The organism is bacterium, assembly GCA_030693325.1.
GTDB lineage: Bacteria > Patescibacteriota > Minisyncoccia > UBA6257 > MFKM01 > MFKM01.
Map to the genome: position 1 here is coordinate 39,892 of JAUYAV010000005.1, position 18,226 is coordinate 58,117.

The 18,226-nt window shown below is 43.4% G+C and carries 19 protein-coding genes and 4 tRNA genes; 14 read left to right on the plus strand and 9 right to left on the minus strand.

Going from position 1 to position 18,226, the window contains the following annotated elements:
* Positions 1-8: 8 nt before the first annotated feature.
* Both dnaB and Q8N22_00415 read right to left on the minus strand, forming a co-directional pair.
* Positions 9-1,355, minus strand: coding sequence for a replicative DNA helicase (gene dnaB / locus Q8N22_00410; GenBank protein ID MDP3052407.1), 1,347 nt, complete (start codon positions 1,353-1,355; stop codon positions 9-11).
* The gene (locus Q8N22_00415; GenBank protein ID MDP3052408.1) at positions 1,346-2,254 is read right to left on the minus strand and encodes a magnesium transporter CorA family protein; all 909 of its coding nucleotides are present in this window, start codon (positions 2,252-2,254) and stop codon (positions 1,346-1,348) included. Before Q8N22_00415 ends, dnaB begins: the two co-directional genes overlap by 10 nt.
* Positions 2,255-2,452: 198 nt before the next feature.
* Here Q8N22_00415 and Q8N22_00420 point away from each other — a divergent pair, with 198 nt between their 5' ends.
* The 3 genes from Q8N22_00420 to Q8N22_00430 all read left to right on the plus strand — a co-directional run bounded on the left by Q8N22_00420 (position 2,453) and on the right by Q8N22_00430 (position 8,038).
* Positions 2,453-4,453, plus strand: coding sequence for a hypothetical protein (locus tag Q8N22_00420; protein ID MDP3052409.1), 2,001 nt, complete (start codon positions 2,453-2,455; stop codon positions 4,451-4,453).
* A 100-nt stretch (positions 4,454-4,553) separates the two neighbouring features.
* Positions 4,554-7,067, plus strand: coding sequence for a leucine--tRNA ligase (leuS, locus tag Q8N22_00425; GenBank protein MDP3052410.1), 2,514 nt, complete (start codon positions 4,554-4,556; stop codon positions 7,065-7,067).
* 95 nt (positions 7,068-7,162) lie between these two features.
* Positions 7,163-8,038 carry a hypothetical protein gene (locus Q8N22_00430; GenBank protein MDP3052411.1) on the plus strand — a complete coding sequence of 292 codons (876 nt, stop codon included), beginning with the start codon at positions 7,163-7,165 and terminating at the stop codon, positions 8,036-8,038.
* A 94-nt stretch (positions 8,039-8,132) separates the two neighbouring features.
* On the opposite strand, the gene Q8N22_00435 is transcribed toward Q8N22_00430, so the two are convergent.
* Both Q8N22_00435 and Q8N22_00440 read right to left on the minus strand, forming a co-directional pair.
* A complete protein-coding gene (locus Q8N22_00435; GenBank protein MDP3052412.1) occupies positions 8,133-9,170 on the minus strand; it encodes a trypsin-like peptidase domain-containing protein in 1,038 nt (345 codons plus the stop codon).
* A 70-nt stretch (positions 9,171-9,240) separates the two neighbouring features.
* Positions 9,241-9,326 (minus strand) — tRNA-Ser (locus tag Q8N22_00440).
* A gap of 202 nt (positions 9,327-9,528) precedes the next feature.
* Between Q8N22_00440 and Q8N22_00445 the strand changes: the two genes are divergently transcribed.
* From Q8N22_00445 to Q8N22_00465, 5 genes are all read left to right on the plus strand, one after another.
* Positions 9,529-9,600, plus strand: a tRNA-Arg gene (locus Q8N22_00445).
* Positions 9,601-9,608: 8 nt separating this feature from the next.
* Positions 9,609-9,683: transfer RNA gene (locus Q8N22_00450), tRNA-Val, on the plus strand.
* Positions 9,684-9,727: 44 nt separating this feature from the next.
* A complete protein-coding gene (locus Q8N22_00455; protein ID MDP3052413.1) occupies positions 9,728-10,414 on the plus strand; it encodes a hypothetical protein in 687 nt (228 codons plus the stop codon).
* 2 nt (positions 10,415-10,416) lie between these two features.
* Positions 10,417-10,487: transfer RNA gene (locus Q8N22_00460), tRNA-Ala, on the plus strand.
* Positions 10,488-11,364: 877 nt separating this feature from the next.
* Positions 11,365-11,970 (plus strand): hypothetical protein, encoded by a 606-nt coding sequence (locus Q8N22_00465; protein MDP3052414.1) that lies wholly within the window; start codon positions 11,365-11,367, stop codon positions 11,968-11,970.
* Positions 11,971-12,028: 58 nt separating this feature from the next.
* On the opposite strand, the gene Q8N22_00470 is transcribed toward Q8N22_00465, so the two are convergent.
* From Q8N22_00470 to Q8N22_00490, 5 genes are read right to left on the minus strand one after another with little or no spacing between them, the layout of a single operon-like run.
* Entirely contained in the window at positions 12,029-12,283 is a 255-nt protein-coding gene (locus tag Q8N22_00470) for a hypothetical protein (protein MDP3052415.1), read from the minus strand.
* A gap of 1 nt (position 12,284) precedes the next feature.
* Positions 12,285-12,899 carry a crossover junction endodeoxyribonuclease RuvC gene (locus Q8N22_00475; GenBank protein ID MDP3052416.1) on the minus strand — a complete coding sequence of 205 codons (615 nt, stop codon included), beginning with the start codon at positions 12,897-12,899 and terminating at the stop codon, positions 12,285-12,287.
* Positions 12,868-13,245, minus strand: a complete 378-nt coding sequence (locus Q8N22_00480) for a hypothetical protein (GenBank protein ID MDP3052417.1) — start codon at positions 13,243-13,245, stop codon at positions 12,868-12,870. Before Q8N22_00480 ends, Q8N22_00475 begins: the two co-directional genes overlap by 32 nt.
* An 18-nt stretch (positions 13,246-13,263) precedes the next feature.
* Positions 13,264-13,563: a helix-turn-helix transcriptional regulator gene (locus Q8N22_00485; protein ID MDP3052418.1), complete on the minus strand. Its 300-nt coding sequence runs from the start codon at positions 13,561-13,563 to the stop codon at positions 13,264-13,266.
* A 43-nt stretch (positions 13,564-13,606) separates the two neighbouring features.
* Positions 13,607-13,753, minus strand: a complete 147-nt coding sequence (locus Q8N22_00490) for a hypothetical protein (protein MDP3052419.1) — start codon at positions 13,751-13,753, stop codon at positions 13,607-13,609.
* Between the two features lie 298 nt (positions 13,754-14,051).
* Here Q8N22_00490 and Q8N22_00495 point away from each other — a divergent pair, with 298 nt between their 5' ends.
* From Q8N22_00495 to Q8N22_00520, 6 genes are all read left to right on the plus strand, one after another.
* Entirely contained in the window at positions 14,052-14,288 is a 237-nt protein-coding gene (locus tag Q8N22_00495; protein MDP3052420.1) for a hypothetical protein, read from the plus strand.
* 75 nt (positions 14,289-14,363) lie between these two features.
* Positions 14,364-14,951, plus strand: coding sequence for a hypothetical protein (locus tag Q8N22_00500; protein MDP3052421.1), 588 nt, complete (start codon positions 14,364-14,366; stop codon positions 14,949-14,951).
* Between the two features lie 15 nt (positions 14,952-14,966).
* Positions 14,967-15,908, plus strand: a complete 942-nt coding sequence (locus tag Q8N22_00505) for a ThiF family adenylyltransferase (protein ID MDP3052422.1) — start codon at positions 14,967-14,969, stop codon at positions 15,906-15,908.
* Positions 15,895-16,689, plus strand: coding sequence for a Mov34/MPN/PAD-1 family protein (locus tag Q8N22_00510; protein MDP3052423.1), 795 nt, complete (start codon positions 15,895-15,897; stop codon positions 16,687-16,689). Before Q8N22_00505 ends, Q8N22_00510 begins: the two co-directional genes overlap by 14 nt.
* Before the next feature lie 23 nt (positions 16,690-16,712).
* A complete protein-coding gene (locus Q8N22_00515; protein ID MDP3052424.1) occupies positions 16,713-17,039 on the plus strand; it encodes a DUF2958 domain-containing protein in 327 nt (108 codons plus the stop codon).
* A gap of 70 nt (positions 17,040-17,109) precedes the next feature.
* Positions 17,110-17,454, plus strand: coding sequence for a hypothetical protein (locus tag Q8N22_00520; GenBank protein ID MDP3052425.1), 345 nt, complete (start codon positions 17,110-17,112; stop codon positions 17,452-17,454).
* Positions 17,455-18,226: the final 772 nt, after the last annotated feature.

An 18,226-nucleotide genomic window follows, 5' to 3' on the forward strand; every position in this document is an offset into this window, starting at 1 on the left:
TTAAAATTTTAGAAATTAGAATTTTCTTGATGCGTCTTGTCTATGTTTTTAAAACTGACTCTATCCGGGTCAAACATTAGTTCCACGCTACCCGTCGGCCCATTGCGGTGTTTGGAGATGATAACCTCCGTTAAATTAAGTTCTTCGGGGCTGGCATCATTTCTTTCCCAATTTTTCCGGCAGAGAAGCATTACTACATCAGCGTCTTGTTCCAACGAACCCGATTCTCTCAAATCCGAGAGCCGCGGAATTTTTATTTCTCTTTGGTCAACCGCCCTGGAAAGCTGAGAAAGGGCCAATACCGGAGTTTTCAACTCCCGGGCCAGGGCTTTGAGCCCTCTGGATATTTCAGTAACTTGTTGAACCATATTATCAGAATTGGTTCTGGGTTGGATTAGCTGCAAGTAATCAACGATGACCAATCCTAATCCTTGCTCAAGTTGCATTCTTCTTGCCGCCGAACGAATTTGAAGAATGCTGGGCGAGGGCGTGTCGTCAATAAAAATCGGCGCCTGGGAAAGACGGTCTAATGCTTCCTGAATCATTCCAAACTCCAGTTGGTCGTTTAATTTACCGGTGCGCAACCGCCAGAGAGTTACATTGGCTTCGGCGGCAATCAGCCGGTCAACAACCTGTTCCCGCGACATTTCTAAAGAAAATATTCCTACCGGTATTTTGTTTTTGACGGCGGCATGCCGGGCGATATCCAAGGCAAGAGCTGTTTTACCTAAAGAAGGCCGGGCGCCCAGAATAATAAAATCGGAACGTTGAAGGCCCGAAAGATTATCGTCAAGTTTAGTAAAGCCGGTGGGAACGCCTCTGATGGCCTCTTCGCCGCGGTGCAGTTTTTCAATTCTTTCATAAGCCGCCTGCAGTTCGTCTTTCAGTTTAATGTATTTTTGCGGCAGGGAATGCTGGGTAATGTTGAAAATTTTTTGCTCAACTTCGTCTAAGAGGTCTTCTACTTCAATATTCTCATAAACTTTTTCGTTGATTTCGGCCGAGGTTTGGATGAGGTCGCGCAGAACTTTTTTTTCTTTGACAGTTTTGGCGTAATGAGCAATATGCGAAGCCGTCGGCACTTCGTTGATTAAATCAGTGAGATAATTAACGCCGCCGATTTCTTCCAGCGATTTGTTTTCCTTGAGTTTTGTTGAAACGCTCAGCAGGTCTATCGGCTGGCTGTTGGTAAATAAATCAAGAACAACTTCGTATATTTTTTGATGAACGGGTTTATAAAAATCATTCGGAAAAAGAAAATCGGCCACTTTGATAATGGCGCCGGAATCAACCATCAGAGCTCCTAAAACCGCTCTTTCAGTTTCAATGTCTTGGGGAGGAAGTTTCAAAGCCATTTTTTTCTTCTAAATATTAATATTAAAATAATAGTCAAAAAAACACTCAGTCCAAGAATTAAGGTAACCAAAAAGGGTTTATCAGCCACTAAATCATTGATAAAATTTATCTGAAGAAAGGAAACTACAACCATTAAAGGAACCGTAACAAACGCCAGAACCGTAAAAATTTTCATTGTTTCATTGGTTTTATAATCTAAAAGCTGGGCGTTGGTGGTGTCAAAATCATTCAAAGTTTCTTTGAGCTTATTATAAGTGTGGACGACTTTCCAGTGGTCTTCCAAAGTGTCGGAAAAATAAATCTTTACTTCCGGTCCCCAAAATTTCACCCCGGCCGTTGCCAGAGATTCCAGGATGTTTCTCTGCGACCAAGTGATGATTCCAAAAGTCGTCAAATCCCGTTTGATATAGGAAATCTGTTCCAGTAGTTCTCTTTCTCTCCTCTTGAATATTTTTTCCCCGACATTATTGACTTTTTCTTCAATATGAGCGAGTTGTCTTAAGGAATATTTATTGATTTGTCCCAACAAATAATAAAGCAAGTCATAGGTGCAGTTATTCCCTCTTTTAATTTTCTCGTTTTTTAAAAACGAAGCCAATCCGTCCAAGATTTCTAACTCCTGATAATGAACGGTGATAAAGACATCTTTTTTGATTAAAATATCAATCTCGGCTTGCTGGGAGCATTTCTCTATTGGATTATATACCGGGAAATGAGTGACAATAAAAAGATAATGGTCATAGGCGTCAACATTGGTTCTGGACGAGAGATGCGTCAGCTCGTCAAGAGTAATCGGATGAAAATCAAAATTATTTCTTAAAAAATGGATATCCAAAGGAGTCGGCGAATAAATATCAATCCATTTTAGACCTTCTTTGATTTCCAATATTTCTTTCATATCTGTTATAATTATAATAAACCATATGAATCTTTACAAATTTATTCTTTTTCCGGCATTACCATGCTCCGTGGATAGTCAAGTTTATTTAGGAATGGATTTATGAAAAAAATTTCTTTTTTAATTCTAAGTATTTTTTTAATTACACAGTTTTTAACTGTACAGCCCAGTTTTGCCGCTGCAACAGGACTTGACTATATGGAGTATTCCTCCGACGCTAACGCACGGGCGGCGTATGTGAGTAATGCTTATCTGTCAGCTACGGGCGGAACGGAAACGACCGTGGGAAGTGATAAAGTTCATACATTTGCTTCTTCGGGAACATTCATAGTTACTGGTTCAGGAAATGTTCAAGTTTTGGTAGTTGGCGGCGGGGCTAATAGCCCAGGTTCGGGCATAGGTGGCGGCGCAGGACAATATATATACAATAGTTCATTCGCAATTTCCTCCGGTTCTTATACAACTACCATAAATGGCCCTGGTGGAACATCTGTTTTTAGTAGTATAACAGCCAATCCTGGTAGCGGAGGTACATCAGGTAACGGTTATACTTATGGTTCCCGTGCCAGTGGTCCTTATGGCGCAAGTAACGGCGCGGGTGGGGGTTCATCGGCAAATGGTGGTAATGCGGCTAACTATGGGGATTGGACTTATGGCGGAACTGCTGGAGCGGGAACTGCTAATTCAATTACAGGAACATCATTAGCTTATGCGTGCGGAGGCTCTGGCGGGCCTGATGGGGGAGGCAGTAATTATGCTGGAATGTACGGTTCAAGAGTATATGGTGATGGCCAAGGTTCAACTGCAACGCTTTGGTTTCTCTACGAAGGCAGTAGTCCAAATCCCTGTAATGCTTTAGGCGGAGTAGTAATTATAAGATATACGCCAGTTACAACCTTACAATCTTACTCTGAAAGCACTATTAAAACTCAAGGTTCGTATTCCTTAAAAGGAGTCGCCACTACGGGGGCATTAAATAAAACTCTTACTCGCACAATCGGCTCACCGATAGATTTAACTGGCGCAAGTACGCTTAAATTTGATATTCGTGCCTCAAGGACAGGCAGTAATATAAAAATAGGCATCCGTGATAGCGGGGGAACGACAACCGAAACTACTCCCAATATAACCTCTGCTGACGCTTGGCAAACTGTAAGTTGGGATATATCGGGAGTTTCTAACGCCAATAAAGACGCGATAGATAGGATTACTATAACCGTAGTTAACGCCGATGCGGCGAATACTTTCTATATAGATAATATATTTTCTCTGGCTTCTCCGACAATTTCTACTTCTGATGCCAGCGCCATCACCAGTTCCCAAGCCACCCTGAATGGGAATATCACCGATACCGGCGGAGAAAATAATACGGTGCGCGGTTTTCAATATGGGCTTGATACCGGCTATGGCTCGGATACGCACACCACCGGTTCCTACGGGACCGGCGTTTTTTCTGCCGACATCAGTAGCTTATCGCCAAATACCGCTTATCATTTCAGGGCTTATAGCACTAATTCTATCGGAACTTCTTATGGCGCGGACACTATTCTTACAACTTCAGTAGCCGTTCCTGTAGTTGCGACAAACGACGCCACTTCCATAACCTCTTCTACTGCTACTTTGAATGGAGATATAACTTCAATTGGAGGGTCTAATGTTTTAGAGCGCGGTTTTGATTGGGGGGTTTCTTCCGGAAATTATCTTTATGCTTGGACCGAAGCCGGCAGTTTCGGAACAGGCACTTTTGACCACCCTATTACTGGTTCAAGTCAACCTATTTATTATTTCAGAGCTAAAGTTCGCAATCCAGCCGGCTGGGCGTATGGTTCTGAAATGTCATTTCTGACGGGGGTAAGGACAACCGGTACCCTTCTTTCTTTTATTTTTGACACCGGCGTTTCCGGAGGCGTAGCTTTCAACAGCATTATGTGGCTAGGGAACCAACCGGCAGGTAGCGCTGTAGGATTCCAGTTTGCTTCTTCTAACTCCACTTCCAGTTTTCCTACCCCCACCGGTCCCGGCGGCACTTCTCTTTCCACTGATACCTACAACCCCACCGGGTCCGGCATTCCCATTGCTCTTAGTCGGGCTTACCACAACAACTACCGTTATTTCCGCTATCAGATTATTTTAGTAAGTAATTCGGCCCTAACCGCCGGCCCGAGAGTTGATGACGTGATTATCAATTGGTCGCCTTAATGTTGATATTTTATCTATCAAGGTTGAACCTCAATAGTTTTCGTCAAGACCAGAGGCCGTAGTTTTGAGTTTTTGGTTTTAAGTTTTATAATTTCCTTATATGTTTTACCCTTTCCAAAAAATTGAGAAGAAATGGCGGGCGCTTTGGGATAAAAATAAAATTTACGAGCCGGATTTCAAGAAGGCTCAAAAACCTTTTTATAACCTGATGATGTTCCCTTATCCTTCGGCCGAAGGATTACACGTGGGTAATATGTACGCTTTTGTAGGAAGCGATATTTACGGCCGACTTAAGCGGATGCAAGGATACGATGTTTTTGAACCGATTGGCCTGGACGGTTTCGGAATCCATTCCGAAAATTACGCTTTGAAAATCAAAGCGCATCCGATGGAGCAGGCGAAGGTTTCCGAAAAACGTTTTTATGAACAGCTTTCGGCAATTGGCAATGGTTTCGCCTGGGATGAACATCTTGAAACTTACGACCCAGAATATTATAAATGGACGCAGTGGATTTTCGTTCAGATGTTTAAAAACGGTTTGGTTTACCGCAAAAAGCAGGCGGTGAATTGGTGTTTGGGGTGCAAGACCGTTTTAGCCGATGAGCAAGTGATTAGCGGAGAATGCGAACGGTGTTCCAGCAAAGTTATAAAAAAAGAATTGGAACAATGGTTTTTTAAAATTACAAAATACGCGGAACAGTTGCTTGAAAATCTGGAGAAAATTGATTGGTCGGAAAAAATAAAAATCGCCCAGAAAGAATGGATAGGGAAGTCGGAAGGCGCGGAAATTGATTTTTCAGTTAAAGATAGTGAAGAAAAAATAAAAGTTTTTACGACCCGGCCGGATACTTTGTTCGGCGCGACTTATATGGTTTTGGCGCCGGAACACGAGTTGATCTCAAATCTTAAATCCCAAATATCAAACATAAAAGAAGTTGGAACTTATATTAAAAAAGCGAAAGAAAAATCGGATTCGGAAAGAATAGAATTTAATAAGGAAAAAACCGGCGTGGAATTGAAAGGCATTAAAGCGATAAATCCGGCGAACAAAAAAGAAATTCCGGTTTTTGCGGCGGATTATGTTTTATCAACTTACGGTACCGGCGCGATTATGGCGGTGCCAGCGCATGACGAACGGGATTTTGAGTTCGCTAGGCGCTATGAACTTCCCGTTGTGGAAGTTGTAGCGCCGCTGATTTATGCGGATAGAAAGCAGATTGATGCTGATAACAATATCGGCATAAATCGGCAAAATCAGCATAAATCCGCGATGATTGAGCCGTATATCAGCGAAGGAATATTAGTAAATTCAGGCCGATTTGATGGAATGCCTTCCGAAAAAGCCGGATGGGAAATCACGAAATTAACTAACGGTAAAAAAACAATTCAGTATCATCTTCGTGACTGGCTTATTTCAAGGCAGCGCTATTGGGGCGCGCCGATTCCGATGATTTATTGCGAGGCGTGCGCGAAATTAGGAAAAGGGGATAAGCCGGAGATGCCGGGCTGGTACGCGGCCCTGGAAAAAGATTTGCCGGTTGTTTTGCCGTATGTGAAAGATTTCCGGCCGAAAGGGACAGGCGAATCGCCGCTGGCGGCCGACAAAAAGTTTTATGAAGTTAAATGTCCCGAATGCGGCAAGACGGCGCGCCGTGAAACCGATGTTTCCGACACTTTTCTTGATTCCGCCTGGTATTATTTGCGCTATCCTTCGGTGAGTTCAGGAACGGCCGATGCGGAGCCCTGGAATCCGGAAATAACAAAAAAATGGTTTCCCGTGAATCTTTACACCGGCGGCGCCGAGCATTCGGTGCTTCATCTGCTTTACGTGCGTTTCGCGGCACTCGCGCTTCACGACTTGAAATTGCTGGATTTCGGTCCGTCAGAGGCGCCTAGAGGAGAGCCGTTTCCCAAATTCCGCAGTCACGGCCTTTTGATAAAAGACGGCGCTAAGATGTCAAAGTCAAAAGGAAATGTGGTCAATCCGGATGAATACATTAAAAAATTCGGCGCGGATGCGCTCCGGATGTATCTGATGTTTTTGGCGCCTTTTGAACAGGGCGGCGATTTCCGCGATGAGGCGATTATGGGAATCGTGCGTTTTCTGGAGCGGGTTTGGGAATTATCGGACAAAAAAGAGGTGAAAGACGGTTGGAAAACCAAGGAGATTATTTTACAAAAAACCATCAAAAAAATTACCGAAGATATTGAAAATCTTAAATACAACACCGCCATTTCCGAATTGATGAAATTTATTAAAATTTTGGAAGAATATCCCGATAAAAACAATTTTGAAATTTTCCTTAAACTTCTCGCGCCTTTCGCGCCTTTCATCGCTGAAGAGCTTTGGAGAAAACTCGGACATAAAAAATCCATTCATTTGGAAAATTGGCCCGAGTATAATCCGCAGTTAATTAAAGAAGATAAATTTGAACTTATAATTCAGGTTAACGGCAAATTCCGGGATAAAGTTTCGGTTCCCCAAGAAATTACCGAAAAAGAAGCCGAAGAGTTGGCGGTTTCCCAAGAAAAAATCAAGAATTGCTTAAAAGACAAAAAGATAGTAAAAACAATTTTTGTCGCAGGAAAGCTTATTAATTTAGTTGTCAATTAAGCCCAGCCCAAATTACTATTGTAAATCCACGATCGTGGAATTACAATAGTAGCTTTAATTATAGTAAAATAATTGATAATATTAATTAAGAAAATATGTCAAAAATTATCGGCATAATTCTTTTAGTGGCGGCGGTTTTTGTGATTTCCCTGGTATGGAAAACCGCGCCTGCTAATAACCTGCTTAGTTCAAACCCGAGCGAAACCGCCGCGCCTCAGACCAATGTTTCTACAAATTATTCTACAAATTACAGTCCATACTCGGCTCCGAGCGGTGGAACCACAATTTCCGCTCCTTCAAAGCCCGAGGCTACTCCGCTCAATCAAAGAGTTCGTATTAGCTCCGCTAATATTTCCGGTTATCCCTTGCAGTATTCCCATATCACCCTTTATAGTAGTCTCAAAAAAGGGGAAACGATTGACATCACCGGCTGGAAAATCAAAAGCAACAAAAGTGAAGCAACTATTCCCCAGGCCATTGAGATTTATGACCTGTCCGGCTACAGCGTAGACGGCGATATAATTCTTAAACAGAGTAATTATGTGGATTTATACAGCTTATCCAGCCCTGTGAATAAAAATTTGCGGCTGAATAAATGCAGCGGCTATCTGGCGCAAAGTTATAATTTCGGGCCCGTTTATTTGTCTTCCGGCTGCCCTCGTATTTCATCTTCGGAAATCAGAAATCTTTCCGGCCAATGCCAGTCATACATTCAATCTCTTGGTTCCTGCCGGACGCCCGACCTTAATTTTTCCAACTCTTTGCCGGGGAATGACGAAGGCAACGCCTGCCGGGCTTTTTTACAAAACATCGGTTACGCCAGCTGTGTCTCAAGCCACAGAAACGATGCCGATTTTCTTTCAAATAATTGGATAGTTTGGCTTTACGGCCAAATAACTCTTGATCCCCAGCACGATTATCTGCGGCTTTACAACGCAAGCGGGGATTTAATGAGCGAATACAGCTATTAAAATAAAAAAGACAATCAAAAAATAGCTACTATTGTAATTCCACGATCGTGGAATTACAATAGTAAACCAAATATTGATTTACTAAAATTACTGATTACCGAATTGTCTTTTCCGCTAAAGTCATTTTAATATCAATTTCTTTTTCGTCTCTTAAAACTTTTAATTTTATAGTTTCGTTCACCGCCATATTCTCCAAAAAATCCTGAATGGGTTTATCGGTCGTGATTTTTTCTCCGTTAATTTCCAAAAGAATATCTTTTTCTTTGATACCCGCTAAATCAGCTGGACTATTGGGAATAATAGCGTGTTCTTCGTGAGCAATCAGAGCTCCATAATCAACAGACAGTTTAAGTTTTTCCTTAAGATTTTGATCAATGCTTAAATAGCGGATTCCTAAAAATGGCCTTCGGATTCTTCCGTATTTTTTTAAATCCTCAAGGGCTCTTTTGGCTGCGTTGATGGGAATAGCGAAGCCGATGTTTTCGGCGTCAAAAACCACCGCCACATTAATGCCGATGGTCTGGCCGAATATATCAACCAGCGGTCCGCCGGAATTGCCCGGGTTGATGGCGGCATCGGTTTGAATCAAGCCTCGCAATTCCTGAATGGAATTGACATCGGCTTGAGCGGCGATGGAACGGCTTAAGCCGGAAACGATTCCCGAAGAAACCGTGTTTTTGAAAAGCCCCAGGGCGTTTCCGATGGCCATAACAGTTTGTCCTAATTCAATTTCATTGGAATCGCCGAGTTTGACTGTCGGAAATTTTTTGCCCGAATCAGTGATTTGAAGAATAGCGACGTCATTAAGCGGGTCGCGGGCCAGAATTTCCGCTTTCAATTTTTTATTGTCGCTAGTGACAACCATATATTCCGCATCGGCGTCAGCGACAACGTGCCTGTTGGTGATAACTATGCCTTTTTCGTCAACGATAAACCCCGAGCCGCCTCCGATTTTCACCATTCCGCGGCTGTCAATGTTTTCTTCGGGAATGTCGGTTTTTGAATTAAAAAGAGGAAATTCTTTAGTCAATTCTTGTTCTAGTTTTTCAAGGTTTTTGGAAATGACGATAGAAACCACGGCCGGCATTACCTTTTTAATCATTGTAATAAGAGGGGATTTTTCTTTTCGCATTTTTTTATTATACCATGCGGTGGGGGTGACCTGCCTGCCGGCAGGCAGGGATTCAAACTCACGAACAAAGCGGAAGCGGGAGGATTCGAACCTCCGAGGGGAATTTCCCCAACTGGTTTTCAAGACCAGCGCCATAAACCACTCGGCCACGCTTCCGCTTTGTTCACTAGTTTTTCCCGCCGTTGGCGGGATTGCGATTTGTAGATAAAATTTTAACAAATTTTATACAAATCGGGAACAAGACTACCGCCTTAAACCACTCGGCCACCCCACCCTTCCATTTTCTTTATTATTTTTCTATTATAATTTAATCAATCCGAGATTGAAAGGCAAATTGATTATTTGTATAATTCATTTACCCCTCGTAGTTCAATGGATAGAACGGGAATCTCCTAAGTTCTAAATGCAGGTTCGATTCCTGCCGAGGGGATGAATGAAGGGCGTTTAGCTCAGTGGTAGAGCGTTTCGTTGACATCGAAAAGGTCGGAGGTCCAATCCCTCCAACGCCCACCAGGCAGGATTTTGCACATTGATAAGCTCTATGGTACGATTAAAAAATGAAATCACGCTATCATCATTTAAAGCCGAGAATAATTGCCCTTCGTAAATCAGGCAAAACATATACCGAGATATGTAAAATTATTGGCATAAATATTTCGAAAGGCACTTTATCTGACTGGTGCGGCAGTATTTCGCTATCCCCTGAACAGCAGCAAAGAGTCGAACGTTCAATCAAAAGAGGCACAAAAAAGGGGCAAGCAGTCGCATTGGTTGTTAATAAGCTGAAAAGAGAAAAGTATATCCAAGCCATAAGAGATAGAGTGAATCATCTTCCCGATAAGTTAAAAGATGAAAATACTTCAAAAATTGCGCTTGCAATGTTGTACTTAGGAGAGGGATCGAAAACCAAGAGGGGATCTTTAATGTTCGGCAATTCAGATCCATTGGTTATACGTTTATTTTTGGGCTTGTTGAGATACTGTTACGATATCAACGAAAATAAATTTCGTTGTACGCTTCAATGCAGAGCTGACCAAGATATTAAAAAACTGGAAAAATTTTGGTCCAATATTACAAAAATTCCGTTTTCGCAATTTTATAAAGCAAGGATTGATCCGAGAACCATAGGAAAACGATCAAAGAAAAAAGATTATAAAGGCGTTTGTAGAATAGATTATTTTTCTGCGGATATTTTTAATGAGCTTCAAATTATTATTGAAATTATTGGTAATATAGAATTTTAATCGGGCCTATAGTTTAATGGTAAAATAAGTCGATGGCATCGACTAGTTGGGAGTTCGATTCTCCCTAGGTCCACTAATTGAGATTTATCACCGGCAAAATGCTGATTTAACTCGTAAATATAGCCTAATTTGGCGGTTCCAAATCCTTCATTTCGTCTGTAAGGAATTCCCTCCGGAAATATCAGCTTTTGGAACTTTGATTGCAGGGGTGGCGCCAAATCAAACCACTGCCGGCCGAGATTGCGAATAAAACTGGTTGCGTAGACTAAGGCAGCTTCAATATCAAATTGTTCTATTTTCGCTTCGCTTGAAGAAATTTTGACAGCGGCGACTTCGTTTTCTACCTCTTCTTTCCGTTCAATAAACTCGTCTTTGGTATAAGAGCCGTCCTCGCGCATCTCGCAGATGCGTTTTTTCTTTGCCTCGAGGAGTTTTAATTGTTTGGCATATTTCTCGGCTTCAAGTTCAAAAATTCGCCCTTTTTCCTGCCATAAATCGAGGACAGTTTCTTTAAATACCTTGAGAAATTTCTCTTTCGGCGTAACCTGTTCGAGATAAACCAAAAACTCCTTTTCAAGATCAAGCTTATGAATGCCTTTGCCGAACATTGAGCATTCTTTGTTTTGGCAGTGGTAATAATAATATTTTCCACCATTACCCCGGGGAGCGCTGCCGGTAAGGGGTCTTGAGCAATCAGCGCACAGTACCGTCCTTCTGAGCGGGAAGTGGGGATTATATTTATTATGTTTCACTGTCCTTGTCTTGCCCGAACGAACCAGCATAATCTGATACATTTCATCCTTTGTGATCATGGGGCTGTGAAGTCCGTTTACGTCTTCACCGGTCCACGGATTGAAGATGATTCCCGCGTAGAATTTCAGATACTTTCCCAAAATCCTATCTACTAATTGCGGGGTGCTTTTGGTCCCCCGGATATCTTTAAGGCCCCATTGATCCATCATCCGGGCCAGCTCAACCTGCGAGTACAGCCCCTTTGCGAACTCTTTAAGGGCTTTTTGGATAATCGGGAAAATCTGCTCGTCCGGCGGATCGGGCTGAGTTTTTTTCTCGCCTCGTTTTTTGAAATGGGAACACTTATAGCCGAGAGGCTGTCTCCAGGGAAAGATTCCCTGGTTTATTCTTGTGAGCATTCCATCGCTGCATCTTTGTTTTCGGATGGCGTTATCATATTCGGCTGCCCCGGCCAGCACGGTTTCGATGAATTTTTCCGCCGGCTTGTTGCCGATGGGTTCGGTTACCGAGTGGAGGGTGGTGCCGTAATCCAGGAGAATTTTGCGGACGGCGAAATGGTCTTCGGTGTTGCGGGCGAACCTGTCAACTCGCAGGACAATAAAGGCCTGGATTTGTTTTTTGTTCTTTCGGCAGAACTCCAGCGCTTCCAGGAATTTTTTTCTGTTATTCAAACTCAAGTCCTTGGCGCTTTCGCCTTCTTCCCGGAAAAGGGCCACGATTTCAAGGCCTTTCTGCTCGCAGTATTTGCGGCAGAGTTCCTCCTGAAATTCGAGGGAGGTTCCTTTGACCTGCTCATCGCTTGATACTCTTGTATAGATAATACCTTTCATAATCCTGTTTATGCTTAATCGCGAGGACACATTAGCGTTCTTGTCCATTAAAGTAAAGTCGCGGATTTCGCTTCTTTTTGCGGCATTCCGGGGGCATGTTTGCGGATTCTGTCTCGTTTAAAGGCGGGCGCTTAAGATCGTTTAATTTATCTGTTCTTTTTTCCTCTTGCCATTTTCCAAAGATAATCTCGGCGAGCAGATAAAATCCATCCCTGATTTCCTGGATTTCTTTATCCGAGAGGGTGGGGTCGTTTAACAGCTCTTTTGTGCGTTCAAGACTAAGCATTTTATTTTCGCCTGGTTTTTAAATAACAGATCCCCAGCCCCACGGCGTCAAACATGTGGCTCCAGTACTTTTCTCTAATTTTTCCAAGTCTCTGTTTATTTTTCCGCTTATCCTGGCTTAACATGATTTCTAATTTCGCGTGGTCTGATTTTGGATCCTGATTCAGATGGTTTTTTAATTCCGGATAATCGGATTTTTGATCCTCTTCCAGGCGGTTTTTTAGTTCCGGATAGATGGACGCAGCCAGCTTTGCCACGTCCTTCTTGGCGGCCCTGTCGTTTCCGCAGATTATTTTTCTTACGGCCAGCGGCGAAAACTCACAGACTTTTATTCTTTCCTTCCCGGCCAGAAACTTGATCTCATTGATTATCGCTTCCAGTAATTTTGATTGCCTGGTCAAGGAAAAGATGGATCTTTCTATCGCCAGAACGTCCGGAGCATAATCCTCAATCAAAGAGGAAAATACTTTTCTGATTTCTTTCAGCCTTTTTTCGCGGGAACCTTTCAAGTTCAAGATTTTTACCAGAGAGATGATGAGCTCTTCGCCCTGGAAAACGGCTATTCCCTGAAAGTGGGTACCCGGGTCAATCGCAATTATTTTCTCCTCCTTTTTCATATTTTTGAACTAGATAATTAAACAACGCGCCTTTCGACTTTTTTATTTTGCTTGCAGGAATCTCCTTTACTTGGCTGTAGATTTTTCTCAGGACGCTTCCCGGATATTTCCGGCAGACCGAAAGATAAAATCCCAGACTCGCCTTATCGTTTAATCCTTCGGCCAAATCTCTGGCTAAAAGTTCTTCTTTCGTTAAAGTGAAGGAATTTGATTCGTTATCGTTAGTATCGATACGAACGATATTATTATTTTTATTATCGTTATGATCGTTTCGATTATCGTTATCGATACTATCGTTACGATCGTTAGGTGCGCTGTTCATGTTTTTTATTTTCGGCTTGGACAAAAATTTCGACCTTTTTGGTTATCGCAAAACATTCGTGTTTTGGCGTTTTGGGCCAAGCAGCTTCATTCTTTCCCCGATTTTTTCCTGCCATTCCTGCCGGTAATCGAGAAAAACGTCCTCGACCGTTCTCCGGGTGACGACGGCCAGCCCGATGGCGTTATAAATGCCGGGTTCTTTTTCGCCCCTTTCCCATTTGGAAATCTGGGAATGATCCATTCCCATGAGAAAAGCCGCTTCTTTCTGGCTGAGATTTATCGCCTTCCGGCAATTGTGAATCCTGTTTCTTATTCTCGGTTTTCTTTTTGACTGATTTTTCATGTTGTCTTGGTCCTAAAATTTCCCGGCCGAATCAAGCTGTCCGTTAAGAACGATCGCTATCTGTAGAAGCCCCGGCCAAAAGATCGGCGATTCTTGCCAGGAAGCCTTTTATTTTTTTCAACTCCTCTTCGGAAAAGGCCTCCCGCAATATCCCCGCGAGTTTTTTTAACTGTTCCTGTTTTTCTTCCATTACTTTTGAGCCTAACAACCGGCGCCAGATTAATAAATAAAGTAAAATTTGAACTTTCGGACACGTGTCCTGAAAGCCGAATTTTACTTTATTGATGATGGGTTGCTTTAGTTTTTTAATTAGACCGGAACCTTAAAAACTTAAAAGGGGGTGATAAGAATGTTTTAATGGTCGGAGGCCCATGACCAGAGGGACTGGGAAATAGCGGAAAGCCTGGCCGATTTTTTATCAGCCAGGCTTGTCTGAATAACAACACAAAACGGGAGTTTTGTCAACAGACAGGAAAGGGGTGAGCAAGATGAACTTGAATGAACTGGGCAATAGAAAAGCGATGATCACCATCGCCGGTGAGGAAGTGGAGGTCAACGCCTCTGACTCCGTGAAGGACGCCTTAAAGCGAATCCTTCAGGAAAAAGGCATTGATTCTTTTACCATCCTGGTTGACGGTAAAGAGGTTACCGCGACCGAAGATCTGCCGCAGGCGTTTTCCGGACATGTAATTGAAGTGGAAAGATACGTCAAGGCGGGAAGATAACGAACCGGAGGCAGGCAAAGGGGGTTTTAACACTCTCCTTGCCTGCCTTCTTTCTTGAGAAGGGAAGGAGAAAAGATGATTGATACAAAGCTTATAGACCGGGCAAAGGAAAAATCAAAGGTCATCGCTGAAATAGATTCTTCCTGGCGAAAGTTCGTGGGCCTTTTGAAAGAAAATACCTTTGCCGTGCCTTTCAAGGCTGACTACGCGGCGTTGGTAAAGGATGGTTGTTTTTTGGTTGAGGGATACAGCGGCCCGCTTTTCGTGGATAAGCTCTGTTGCAAAGGCAAGGCCTACCAGCTCAAAAAGCCGGTTGCGTATTATCCTTTCAGGATATACGGGGTCTATGACTCGGGGAGAAATTTCCAGAGATTTGTGGCCGCGCCGGAAATGGGTTTTCACTACCTTGGGCTAAGCAACGAGGGACACGGTATCTGCACCGGGGACATCCAGTACGTAAACCCGGATTCCCTGCCTGCTTTGAAAGAAGTTTGTTTAAAGATTGCCAGGGCATTCCGGGTGATTAACCTTGAGTCATTGGGCACGGTTTTCCTGCCCGAGGAATACGCTTCCTTAAGAAACATCCTTTCGGACAAAGACACGGACTCAAAGATAAAGTTGGAGAAATTGCTTTCGGAGAATCTGATTGCAGAAATACTTTAAGGAGGTGATTTATTTATGTTGGGAAACGCGCTTTATGAAAGGCAGAACCTGATAGCGGATCTGGATATCCCCGAGGTTGCCACAGTCATCGGCGTAGGCGGCACGGGTTTTTGGACGGCCGTCTTCCTGGCGATGTCAGGGGTTGAGGAAATAATCCTGGTGGATAAGGATATGGTTGAGGCTTCTAACTTGAACCGCCTGCCGCTGAAGGATTCGCTTATCGGGGTGAAGAAAATAAACGCGGCCAGCGATTTCATCAGCCAGATACGCAGTCCGGTAAGAATCGAGGCCCATGACCTGCGCATTGAAAAGCCGCAGGACTGTACTGTCTTGAGGGGGATGGTTTTCTGCTGCACGGATAATTTAAAGAGCCAGCAGATTGTCTGCGCTTATTGCAAGAAAAACAAAATTCCCTACCAGAGGATAGGTTATGACGGAACAATCTTGAACGTTTCAAAAACATTCCCTCTTTCCTTCAAGGAAGAGGTTGGGGAAACTGGTTATAGCGTTACCCCGTCCTGGGTTATTCCCGCGGTTTTTGCCGCGGCAGCCGGGGTATCCTCAAAGCTCTACAAAGAGCTCTGCCTGATGGATGATATCGGCAAAATCAATATTCAGAACTCTTCGTTTGTTGCCGAGGGGATCCTTGATGAGGCGAGGGAAGAGGAAAAAGAAAATATTATTGAGAATATCCATGAATACATACCGGACAGCTACGGCTGTTGCGAGGACTGCAATCGTGTTGATCCTGACAACGGCGATTACGGCTATTGCCCTGATTGCGAAGAACGTTACAACGAAGATGATTTGAAAGAGATAAAAGAAAAAGCGCGCAATGAGGAATATGACCGGATAATTGAGCAGATTGAAACGGGAGAAATCAGCGATGCAAAACTCATAGCAGCCATTAAAAAATGGTGTGAGCAAAAGGAGGATACAGAGAATGTTAGAAAATGATCTTCTCAAGAGAAGTAATATTCTGGAAGTAAAGATAAAAAATTACGGCGAATGCGGCTTTTGCAGCGATTTGGATAATCAGGAAACCTTAAAAATTCCCTGGGATATCTGGAGTCAGTGGCTGCATCTCAGCCAATGCTTGGGTAGCAAGGAATGGGGAGCGGTATTCTGGATAAAGGATAATTCCGTTACGCGCTTTAAGATACCCAGGCAGGAGGTTAGCTCGACTGACTGCGAATTCAAGGAAGAGTTAGGCGGTGACGGCATAGTGCATTCGCACCACGACATGGGGGCGTTTCATTCAACTCAGGATGACCGCCACGCAAGAAATCTCTATGCCTACAGCATCGTTCTTTCAAACGCAAAAGGCTACGAGGCGACTAAAAGGATAAAACTGCCCTGCGCCGGTTTTGGCTATGTCAGGGTGGAACTGCGACTGGTCGATCTTCCGGATGTTGAGCTTTCAAAGATAACCGAAAGGCCGATCATTGAAGCTTACATTCCGGCAGAGACACAGGATGAATCTCCCTGCGAAAAATGCGCCACCGGTGATTGCGGAAACTGTAAGCTTACGGACGTAGCCCGGCTGCCCTGCGATAACTGCGTAAGCCTCAAGTGCAAGGAATGCCAGTTTACCTTTGCCGACACGGTTGATATGTTTCCCTTTTGCAGCTTGTGCGAGGATGGATTATGTAACCAATGCGACAGGCTCGCCAAGTATTTGGAGAACTATCCGGATGACAAAAAATGCTTTGAGCATCTTCTTGTTGGCAAAACCTAATAATGAAAAAGGAGGCTATAACCATGTGGAATAAGCCAGGCCCTGAAGAGCTTGCAAAAATTCCGGTCATGTACTCAACCGAAAGCGTGTCCTTAAAGGAAAAGATGATTCACATGCACTTCTTTTTGGGAGGATGCGACTGGTATGCGGCTGAGTACGATTCTGAAAGCCGGATATTTTTTGGCTTTGCCATACTCAACGACGATCTGGAGATGGCGGAATGGGGATACTTTTCTTTGCAGGAATTGTGCGATCTGAAAGTAGGGTTCCTCGAGGTGGACAGGGATTTGCATTTTGAACCGAGAAAAGCGATGGAAATAGAAAGAATCAGACAGGCGGAAAGGAGGTAATGAATCTGTTTGGGAAAAAGATGTATCGGTATTAGAGAGAATAGAAAGAAACCAAAAAAAGGAGGAAAAGATGCGTATCTTAGCTAACTACGGATGCAAAACCAACGGCGAGAGTTATTCGGTAACCTTTGAGACCATGGGCGATGTCAGCAAGGAAAAGGCGGAGTCAACCATTGATGAACTCTTCGGCTTGGCCAAAGAGGCAGTCAAAAGGCAAATTGAAGGCAAAGTCCCGGGTCCGAAACAAGAAAATTCCCAGGAACCGCAGCCAAAGAATCCTGACGCGCCGGCCAGCAAGAAACAGGTAAACCTCATTATCAAACTGGCCAAGGAGAAAGGGAAATTTATTGAAAATCCTAGCGCCTTAACCATGACTGAGGCCAGCCAGACCATTGAAGAACTGATGGCGGTGTAGCGACAACAAAGAAAATTCTTTCCTCTGGTGCTTAAATTCTGAAAATCGGAGACAAAGAATAACAACAACGGGAGTCAGTGATTAAATTCATTGACTCCCATTTTTAATTTTGTGAGTTGTAAGTGGGGTATACAGGGAGCGAGCTTTGCAGTGGCGAATGAAAAAAAGAAAGTTAACATAACGATGTTATGTCTAACCCAAGTCCGCAATCAGCGTTCCTTAATAAAAAAATTCAGGCTGATTGCGGGCGCAGGGCGAAGCGAAGGGGTGAGGCAAGGGCAAGTGCCTATAATTCGAATTATAGGCAGGGAGGTTTAAGCTAAAAAATTGGAGAAATTGAGGCTCTAATTTTTTAGCGACCCCGCAGGGGATAAATCGACCGGGCTTGTCCGACCCGAAGGGATGCCGAACCCCTGAGCCGCTTTCTCTTTTTTATGAGCCTTTTCCGGCGAGCGACACCGTTTTCCTCGTCCTTGACAAGTGGTTTAGAAGGTGATACCGTATAATCAGTTAAGTCATTGTTCTTTAACAATTTACAGAAGATTCCTCTTTTTGTAGGGTGAAATCTGGTCCTTATCCTTAGGATGTGCTTAAGGGTATTAGGGGGCAGATTGAACCTTAGAAAAGGAGAATAAACATGGCAAAACAAATAACCTGTGAAGAATTCACCAAATATGTATGGTTTTACCTGGAAGGAAAGCTGGATTTCATTCGAGAGAAAAGGTTTGATCAGCATAAGAAAGCCTGCTCGAAATGCAACGAGTTAAGTTCT